Origin of the sequence: Blautia sp. NSJ-175 (assembly GCF_022867815.1) — a bacterium.
In the GTDB taxonomy this organism is placed as follows: domain Bacteria; phylum Bacillota; class Clostridia; order Lachnospirales; family Lachnospiraceae; genus Blautia; species Blautia celeris.
The window spans coordinates 256,194-265,341 of the sequence record NZ_JALIFQ010000008.1; the positions used below are offsets into that span (position 1 = coordinate 256,194).

10 protein-coding genes are annotated in these 9,148 nt (G+C 43.4%); all 10 read left to right on the forward strand.

Annotated features, from left to right (window positions below; all coding sequences use genetic code 11):
• The first annotated feature begins 29 nt into the window (after positions 1-29).
• Complete coding sequence (locus MUB35_RS15050; RefSeq protein WP_054351679.1) at positions 30-563, forward strand: hypothetical protein; 534 nt, start codon at positions 30-32, stop codon at positions 561-563.
• 19 nt (positions 564-582) lie between these two features.
• Positions 583-2,283, forward strand: a complete 1,701-nt coding sequence (locus MUB35_RS15055; protein ID WP_103731746.1) for a hypothetical protein — start codon at positions 583-585, stop codon at positions 2,281-2,283.
• Complete coding sequence (locus MUB35_RS15060; protein ID WP_225305209.1) at positions 2,273-3,592, forward strand: ABC transporter permease; 1,320 nt, start codon at positions 2,273-2,275, stop codon at positions 3,590-3,592. Before MUB35_RS15055 ends, MUB35_RS15060 begins: the two co-directional genes overlap by 11 nt.
• A 31-nt stretch (positions 3,593-3,623) precedes the next feature.
• Positions 3,624-4,454 (forward strand): carbohydrate ABC transporter permease, encoded by an 831-nt coding sequence (locus MUB35_RS15065; protein ID WP_244783644.1) that lies wholly within the window; start codon positions 3,624-3,626, stop codon positions 4,452-4,454.
• Positions 4,455-4,483: 29 nt separating this feature from the next.
• Positions 4,484-5,290, forward strand: coding sequence for a carbohydrate ABC transporter permease (locus tag MUB35_RS15070; protein ID WP_408610635.1), 807 nt, complete (start codon positions 4,484-4,486; stop codon positions 5,288-5,290).
• 19 nt (positions 5,291-5,309) lie between these two features.
• Entirely contained in the window at positions 5,310-6,419 is a 1,110-nt protein-coding gene (locus MUB35_RS15075) for an ABC transporter ATP-binding protein (RefSeq protein WP_103731744.1), read from the forward strand.
• 175 nt (positions 6,420-6,594) lie between these two features.
• The gene (locus tag MUB35_RS15080) at positions 6,595-6,738 is read left to right on the forward strand and encodes a hypothetical protein (RefSeq protein ID WP_225305207.1); all 144 of its coding nucleotides are present in this window, start codon (positions 6,595-6,597) and stop codon (positions 6,736-6,738) included.
• A gap of 448 nt (positions 6,739-7,186) precedes the next feature.
• Positions 7,187-7,651 carry an AraC family transcriptional regulator gene (locus tag MUB35_RS15085; RefSeq protein WP_103731743.1) on the forward strand — a complete coding sequence of 155 codons (465 nt, stop codon included), beginning with the start codon at positions 7,187-7,189 and terminating at the stop codon, positions 7,649-7,651.
• Positions 7,652-7,881: 230 nt separating this feature from the next.
• Positions 7,882-8,553: a DUF969 domain-containing protein gene (locus MUB35_RS15090; protein ID WP_054351685.1), complete on the forward strand. Its 672-nt coding sequence runs from the start codon at positions 7,882-7,884 to the stop codon at positions 8,551-8,553.
• Positions 8,553-9,148: 5-oxoproline transporter, DUF979 family subunit (locus MUB35_RS15095; protein WP_244806434.1), on the forward strand; the 596-nt coding region annotated here is incomplete at its 3' end. The genes MUB35_RS15090 and MUB35_RS15095, both read left to right, overlap by 1 nt.

A 9,148-nucleotide genomic window follows, 5' to 3' on the forward strand; every position in this document is an offset into this window, starting at 1 on the left:
ATGATTAAAACAGAAAGGAATTAAGAATTATGAAAAAACGAATTGTAAGCCTGTGTGTAATCATTTGTGTAGGGATGTTTTTATTTTCAGGATGTGCAGGTGCAGAAACGGAACCGAAAACTTCCAATAACCAGATCAACGATACGCAGTCAGATGCGGTACCAGCCGATCAGGGATCTGTTGCAAAAAATGATCCCCAAGATGACGCTGGCAGTGAAAATAAGGAAATAACTGCTGAAAACACATTTACTGATGCAAATGATATGATCACTTCAGCCGACTTCAGTGGAGTGGTCAGTGGCTGTACCGAAACAACATGTACGATAGGTGCAGGCTTTGCTTCTACTGATGGTGAAGCAGATAGTGGCAGTGTAAGTGTTACTTTTACAGATGAAACTATATTTCAAAGAGCGCTGGTTGATTCTCAGGGTGGAAAGTATTCTCTTGAAGATGGTGATAAAAGCGAACTAAAGGATGATGATTTTGTATTGCTTTTTGGAACCCAGCAGGCAGATGGCACTTATCTGGCGGATAAAATAATTATGATAGAGTTTAATAATTAACTATACAGGAGACCACACAATGAAGCTCTTACATATCAAGGAAAAGATCAACGATATTATCACACAGGAAAAAGATATGTTCGCCTCTGGTTTAAAGCATAAGCCTCTGTTAAGTAACCGTGTACAGCGTATAGCAATACGTCTTATAGTCTCATTTTTTGTACTGATCTTTGTATTTACGATCGTTTCTCGTGTGTCTGATTCTGCCACGATTGCCAGCGTTCAGGTATCAACAATGACAAGTGGAACATTGACGAACAAAGCTGAAATTGATGGAACAATTGACGCAGAGGATGGTATATCCATCACCCTGCCGGAGGGCCTCAGGGTTATCAAAGTTAATGCAGAAAGGGGAAAACAGGTAAGCGAAGGCGAGGCGCTGCTTGAGTTTGATGTATCTTCCATAAAAGATAAGATTAAGAGCCTCGAGGATGAGATCTATATCCTTAACCAGAAGATAAGCCTTTCCGGGAAAGGAAGCAGCGACAGTGTTCTTGATGCACAGCAGGCGCTTGATGATGCACAGCAGGCGTATGACCGTTTAGTTGCAAAGCTTGAGAGGAATGATTTTGCAGACCTCGAATCGGCACTTGCCAATGCAATCGAAAATAAAGACAGGGCCATCACAGCTACAAGGCAGGCATTAATTAAGGAAGCGGAGGAAAATCGGAAGAATGTTCAAGAATCTGGGGATGATGCGGTTCGCGCGGCACAGCAAGTGCTCTCAGAGGCTGAGGAGGGAACGCCTGCCTACGATAGCGCCGTTCAAAATCTTGAAGCTATCAAGACGCGCTGGGACAACGCACTTTCTGAGGCCGATGAGGCACTTTCTGCGGCAGAAAACCGTACAGATTTTTCAGATGAGGCTGCGGTTATGGATGCTCAGGCTGCTATTGAAGCTGCAGAGAGAGCGATAATAAGTGCCCAGCGAGAGTTTGAAGACTCAAAGGATGAGGAACTCTACGCTGCCGAAAAAAACATTGAAGCGGCGCGGCGAGCATTGAAAAAGGCTCAGGAAAACAAGTCTAAATCGCAGACTGAGGCAGAAATTGAGAGTGTCACCTATAAGGCAGAGTTGTCAGAAAAGGAAAAGTTACGTGACACACTAGAAGAAATCATAGACAATGGTGGTCATGTTATGGCTCCGGTCTCCGGTACGGTTTTGAAAACTTTGGAAAAGGGTTCAAAAACGGAAGCAGATGTTGAAGTAGTTACACTGTCCAACAATGGCGTGGGTTTTGTTTTTAAAGGGAGCCTAGATAAAGAGAATGCCGAAAACTTTTCGGTAAATGATACAGGGGAACTTAGCTATAGACTTGACGGCAGCACTCAGAAGCTGGATGTGAAGATAGCAGCCATGGGAACAGCTGATGAGGATAACATGGTTCCGGTGACGGTTACCCTCCCCGACGGTAAATATACCCCCGGTATGTCTGCACAACTTTCTTTGAACAAAAAAAGTGAGACATATCAGAACTGCCTGCCGCTGACCGCATTAAGAAGAGACTCTCGAGGTGACCATGTTCTCGTAATCCGTAAACAAAATACTGTGATGGGAATCGAGTGGGTTACATCACGGGTTGATATCATCGTTAAGGATAGGGACGGGCAGATGATGAGCATTGAAAGTACAGAAAATGCTCTGACCTACTCGGATAAGGTGATCACGAGCTCAAATAAGACTATTTCGGAAGGAGACAGAGTTCGCATTGAAGGCTAACAATTCTATGAATTACCGGGCTCTCACAGTAACGGGAATACTGGCAGCTTTCGTTTGGTGTATGGCCTGCTCATTCTTTATTGCAGCTATTGGCTTATGCTCAAGTGTCAGCGTACGATGGGAAATTGGTGGTGTCAGTCCGTCTGCCCTTGTCAGGCAGCAAAAATATGCAAAACAGGATGGCCTTTCAAAGCAGCCACAGGTCACGCTGTGGCAGGTATATTCCGCACGGGAGATCATGGATGCAGATATGGGGAGTACGACTGCGGATGTGGTTGTTGTTTTTGGAGCCTGTGAAGATATCACGTCAAAAACCATACTCGTTGGTTCTTTACCTTCGCAGTCTGATACAGCGGGCTGCGCCATCAGCTCAGAATTGGCTTTTTCATTATGGGGAAGCACGAATGTGCTCGGTATGCAGATCAAGATTGGAGGGGAGGTATTATATGTTCGTGGTGTATTCGATGATGATACATCAAGGGTATTCCGGCAGGCAGAGGAGGAATCCAGTGATACACTGTCCAATATGCAGTTAATATTTTCTGATGGCGGAACGCGGGAGATGGCAGAGCGTTATCTTACGGCTTCGGACTTCACAGGAGGTACAATTATCGATTTACCACTGATGGGGTGGGTGTTTGGTATGATTTACCGGCTTCCGGCTTTGGTTTTGGCGTTCGGCATTGTTATAAGGTTGATTAAGCGGGGAGGAAAGCTCCGGCACTATCCGATGTGGATGATTTCTTATCTGCCGCTTGCCTTGATCGCCTTGGCCGGATTAGTGATCTGTATTGATCTTCCGCATATCCCTTCAAGCTTTATCCCTTCAAGGTGGTCTGACTTTAAATTTTGGAAAAATTTATTTTTGGATCACTGGGAGAATCTTACTGTCTGGATGTCGGCAGCCCCGACCTTCCGGGATAAGGAGCTTTGGAATGCAGCGTTTTTACTGCTATTATTTTCTTTATTTGCTTCTATCCTTATGGCAATAGCGGCTAGGATAACATCAATACGCTCGTATTCGGGACTGGTTCTGAGCTGCGTGATATATACACTGTCACTTTGTTTGATATCTGTAAAAATAGTGTCATACAACAATATTTCTATTGGCAAGGTTATGTATTTCATGCCCTGTCTGTGGCTTTGCATCGATCTCTTGCTCCATTGGCAAGGAGGAAAGCTTGGCTTTGTATCCCATGAAAGGAGGTTCTCTGTTGATAAAAACTCTTCTCTGCCGAAGAAAGAATATACCTTTGTCGAAAGCGGCGAGGAAGCCCAAATACTTATACAGGAAAAAACAACAAAATGAACATGAATACAAGGCCCCGCTAAAAGAACGTATCGTACCGTGGTTGTTTTTGACACCGAGTTTGTTTGCTGTGAGTGTAATGGTACTAATTCCGCTTGTGGATGCACTGCGGCGTTCTTTTTTCTCCGCTGTAAGCAATCAGTTTGTTGGATTCCAAAACTACATATCTGTGCTGGGTAATAGTGCATTCCAATTGGCAGCGTCCAATACTGCAAAGTTTATATTCGTTTGCATACCACTATTGCTTATCATATCGTTGGTTGTTGCATTGATGCTTACTACATTTCAGGAAAAGCATGGGATTTTCAAAACAACGTTTTTAATGCCAATGGCAATACCAGTGGCCTCAATTGTTCTGCTGTGGAGGGTGATTTTCCATAGAAACGGATTAATCAATGGGCTCCTGTCTTTACTGGATGTAACTTCCATAGATTGGATTGGAAGCGGAGCTGCATTTGCAGTTTTGGTGTTTGCGTATATATGGAAGAACTTTGGGTATGACATGGTGCTATGGCTCTCAGGGATCAGTGCTATCAATCCGGCGCTGTATGAGGCGGCACAAATAGACGGTGCGGGCAGCATAAAACGGCTTATAAAGATAACGCTGCCCAATCTGTTGCCGACATTGTTCACAGTCACAGTGCTGTCCCTGCTCAATTCGTTCAAGGTATTCAGGGAAGCTTATCTCATTGCAGGCAGCTATCCCGATAATAGCATTTATATGCTTCAGCATTTGTTTAATAACTGGTACAGCAGCTTGGACGTGGATAAAATGTGTGCTGGGGCTGTGATGATGGCATTTATCGTATTTACTTTGATTATGTTGTTGCAGAAGATCATGAGTGGGGGTGACGGCTCTTGAAAAAAATTTTTATCTGTCTCTTTCTTTTTATGATCGCTGCTTTTGTATGGGTACCGCTGTGGATGCTTTCATCCGGTACACTTATGGGACCTGGGGAGTTGTCCGAGAACCTTGCCCCGGTTTTAGAAAGTGGTGATGGCTTCGCTGCATGGCCGATTTTTGCATTCTACCCGACCTTCCAGGCTTATGCGGAGCTGTTGTTTGATACACCTCAATTTTTTAATGTATTCTGGAATTCCTGCAAACAGGTCTTTCCCATTATATTGGGCCATATTGTTTTGGGCGCTCCTGCGGCATGGGCATTTGCACGTTTTGACTTTCGCGGAAAAAAAGTGCTATACACCTTATATATAGTCCTTATGCTGATGCCTTTTCAAGTGACTATGGTTTCCAGTTATCTGGTTTTGAATAAGTTAGGTCTTATTGATACTGCATGGGCCATTATTCTGCCCGGTGCCGCATCAACTCTTCCGGTATTCATCATGACCCGATTTTTTATGACGATACCAGGGGCGGTTACTGAGGCAGCAGCTGTGGATGGTGCTTCCCCCATCCAGACATTTTTGAGATTGGGTATACCTCTCGGCGCACCGGGTATCCTCTCCGCTGTTGTGTTGGGATTTCTGGAGTACTGGAACGCAATGGAGGCACCTCAGGCATTCTTAAAGGATCAGACACTTTGGCCGCTGTCTCTGTATATGGCGAATATCACCGCGGACAATGCGGGAGTATCGCTGATCGCATCACTGATTACACTTATGCCACCGCTTTTGATATTTATGTTCGGGCAGAAATATCTTGAACAAGGCATTATATCTTCTGGAATGAAGGACTAAAATATAAAAGGAGCTGTTTATGGAAAATGAAGTTCGGGCAGGCGGCCTGCAAATACACAAAGTAAATAAGTGGTATCCAGGCAATGTACACGCCGTTATCAATATGGATATGGAAATAGAACAGGGTGAATTTATTGTTTTCGTGGGGCCTTCCGGCTGTGGAAAGACTACACTGCTTCGTATGATTGCGGGACTTGAGGGCATCAGCAGCGGCGAGATCATTATGGATGGCAGGGTAGTTAATAAAGTACCACCTAAGAACCGTGACATTGCTATGGTATTTCAGAATTATGCCCTCTATCCGAACATGAAGGTAAAAAATAATATTGCGTTCCCCCTTAAAATGCGCCATACCAAAAAGCAGGAGGCAGCGGCACGGGTAGCTGAGGTGGCAAAAAAGCTGGAATTGGACACTCTGTTGGAACGGAAGCCCGGTGCACTCTCAGGGGGGCAGCGTCAGCGTGTGGCACTTGCGCGGTCATTGGTGAGAAGGCCTAAGCTTTTTTTGATGGATGAACCGCTGGCAAATCTGGATGCGAAACTCCGCACAGAGATGCGCCGGGAGATTATAGCGCTACAGCGGGAATTGGGTGTAACAACAATATATGTTACACATGACCAGATCGAAGCTATGACAATGGGGACACGTATTGCTGTAATGAATTGCGGCGTTTTACAGCAGTTTGGAACGCCACAGGAGATATATCAAAATCCGGCTAACCTTTTCGTTGCCGGATTTATAGGCTCTCCCAATATGAATATATGGGATACAAGGATTGTGTCATATAATGCGCAGCAATTTTTGACTCTGGGTGAAGCTCGTATTCCTATAGACATAAGTGGTTTGCCTGGGGAGCAATTACAAGAGCCTCTTAAGGCTGGTATCCGTCCGGAACACATTGAGCTTGCTTCAAAGAATGAACCTGGCGCCATCCGGATGGAAATCAGTTTGTTGGAGAATACAGGGCGTGAAGTGGCTGTTTTTCTTGTTGCGTCCGGCATACCGAATCTTACGATAATGACAAATGCTGATTTTTCTGGTCAAATTGGACATGAGATATACATTCGCCTGAAGCAGGAAAAGATACATATTTTTAATGGAGAGAGGGGGCATGCATTACGTTTGTGATGTTAGAGTCTCGAAAATAGCAGGAGCTAATAAAAAACTTTTTATGTGAAGAAAAACGGACTGATGAACCGGCCGACCAACCGAATCTAAGCAGGGATTAGCATCTGAATGGATGATGGATCTGGTTTGACAAGAAAAAGGAAGTTGAATACCTGTATAGAGGCGGATGAATATCATGCCTCATTACAGCTCCGGGAAGAAGGATAATTGTCTGATCACCAAACTGGTCTATGTGCATGAAGGGATAGAAAAAGAAGCCCCAAAGGGCCGCTCAGCTGGATTTGCGATTGGCTATGATTTTTTTGATATACTAAATTGACGTTTTAGGAGTAGCACGTTGAAATTCTCTTAATTACAGCCGTAACGATTGAAAACAGTAATGTGCAGAAAATCATAAAGACAGCAGCTTTGAGATTAAGCCGCCATTTTAAAATGTTGTAATATTGCGACTGTAATTCAATGGATTATTTTCTTTTGCCATCGTGCAGCAGAGGGAAGCGGGGTAACCGGATTGTAAACGAGTAAGCTACCACCATTGTTTGGCGTATCTTCGCCAAAGGTTTCATAACCGGGACAACCTACGACATTTGTCAACTTACATTACCCAAAGGCATGTATTGTTCATATCATTCTCTGGTAATAATGCAATATTCCGTTATCTTCACTTTATAATTTATCTATTTAATTAAGTTCTTGAAAATTATTTTTATTGGGCTTACCATATGTTTTGGATTTTGATGTACTAAAAGTATTGGAGGATTAAATTAATGTTTTATATCAGTTCAAGAGAAGAGGAAATAGAATCATATGAAGTTATTTATATGCGGCGAGTGGGCGCATACGGAGAAAGTAATCGCATTTTGATGGAGAAATTCAAAAGCTGGTTGAAAGAACATGATCTCTATACTGCTCATAATATAATATTTGCCATTCCCCTAGATAATCCCATTACAACAGAAGCTAATAAATGCAGATATGATGTTTGCACAATATATCCGTCTGATCAAAATACACATATAGGGGAGGTGACAAGCAAAAAAATCGAAGGGGGTAAATTCATAGTATTTTTAATTGAACATACTGCCGTTGCGGTTGAATCAGCATGGGATGAGTGCTTTGCAGAAATAAAAAGAATCGGTTATCAGCTAGATGAGTCCAGACCCACTATGGAACGTTACGCAAGAACTTTAGTGGAGCAACACCTTTGCGAGATTTGTGTTCCAATTTTGTAAACAGAAGAACTTCTAAATTACTGCCGTTTTCCTGCAAACCCAAAGGAATGCATGGGTAGAATGTTCCTCTGACAAAATGCAAACCTAAACTTGAGTGGGGCAAATATACCATGAAATTATGATGGAAGAAGTTACGGATAAAGAAGTCAAAAGATATAATAGTGAAACGGTAGTGGAAGGTAAGAAATTTTATGATGAAAAGAAGAGGTATGCAATGAAAGGGGAAAGATATGGAAATAGTTAAATTAATTGGTGTAGCGATTATTGTTTTAGGCTTTGCACTGAAACTGGATGTTCTAGCTGTAGTACTTGTGGCAGGTATTGTGACTGGTATTGTATCAGGCCTTGACTTTTTTTATATTCTGGAGATCATAGGTACATCTTTTGTAAACAATAGACTGATGTCTATTTTTCTTATTATGTTCCCGGTAATTGCAATCATCGAGCGTTTTGGTATGAAGGAGAGGGCGGCTTATTTGATTGGAAAGATTAAGGATGCATCCGCAGGAAAGGTTTTGTCACTGTGGATTGTGATTCGTTCTTTAGCATCTGCAATGAATATCCGAATTGGCGGACATGTTCAGTTTATTCGTCCTCTGATCCTGCCGATGACCGCTGCAGCTGCAGAAGCATCCAAGGGATGCAGGCTGACAGAAAAGGAAGATGAGAAAGTAAAAGGTCTTTCAGCCGCATCTGAGAACTATGGGAACTTCTTCGCGCAGAACTGTTTTCCGGCAGCGTCTGGTGTCGTGCTGATTCAGTCCGGGCTTGCCGTGGCTGGATATGATGTTACACTATCCAGTATTGCATCAGCTTCTATTTCCGTTATGATTATCTCGATCATCCTGACGATGGTACAGGTATTCCTGTTTGACAGACAGGTGAAGGGAGGAAAGAAATAATGACAGATTTTTTAGGTGTTTATTTTCCGGAATTTTTCTATGTTCTCTGCGGACTGGTATGTTTTGATACCGCTTTCCGTGCAAGAAAGAACGAAGAGGCAAAAATCGGAACAATTATTTTCTGGACCCTGACAGGGCTGATCTTCATGCTGGGTAAAGTTATTCCTCCTGTGGTTACCGGCTCAATGCTGTTGGTTATGGGCTGCCTTACTCTCACAAAACAGGTAAAAATGGGCAAGTTCGCGGAAGCTGCCGCTCAGTCCAAGCAGGCGGCCAGCGAGAGAATTGGAACGAAAATATTTATTCCGGCAGTCACCGTTGGTGTTATTGCTCTGGTTTTATCCTTTGTGAAATATGATGCTGTGAATGCAGAGGGAGTTGCCACTCCTACGGCGCTGAATGGAGCAATTATGACAGGTGTAGCCTGTGTACTTGCCTTGATTTTGGCATTTGTCATTTGTAAACCAAAGATAAGCGAGACAAGAGAAGATACTTCACGTCTGCTTATGCAGGTTGGAGCCGCCTGCTTGCTGCCTCAGCTGCTGGGCGCACTGGGAAGTGTATTTTCAGAGGCTGGTGTGGGTGAAGTTATTTC

Coding starts and splice junctions, on each gene's coding strand:
- MUB35_RS15050 (WP_054351679.1), top strand. CDS start 30: ATGAAAAAACGAATTGTAAGCCTGTGTGTAATCATTTGTGTAGGGATG.
- MUB35_RS15055 (WP_103731746.1), top strand. CDS start 583: ATGAAGCTCTTACATATCAAGGAAAAGATCAACGATATTATCACACAG.
- MUB35_RS15070 (WP_408610635.1), top strand. CDS start 4,484: ATGATCGCTGCTTTTGTATGGGTACCGCTGTGGATGCTTTCATCCGGT.
- MUB35_RS15075 (WP_103731744.1), top strand. CDS start 5,310: ATGGAAAATGAAGTTCGGGCAGGCGGCCTGCAAATACACAAAGTAAAT.
- MUB35_RS15080 (WP_225305207.1), top strand. CDS start 6,595: ATGCCTCATTACAGCTCCGGGAAGAAGGATAATTGTCTGATCACCAAA.
- MUB35_RS15085 (WP_103731743.1), top strand. CDS start 7,187: ATGTTTTATATCAGTTCAAGAGAAGAGGAAATAGAATCATATGAAGTT.
- MUB35_RS15090 (WP_054351685.1), top strand. CDS start 7,882: ATGGAAATAGTTAAATTAATTGGTGTAGCGATTATTGTTTTAGGCTTT.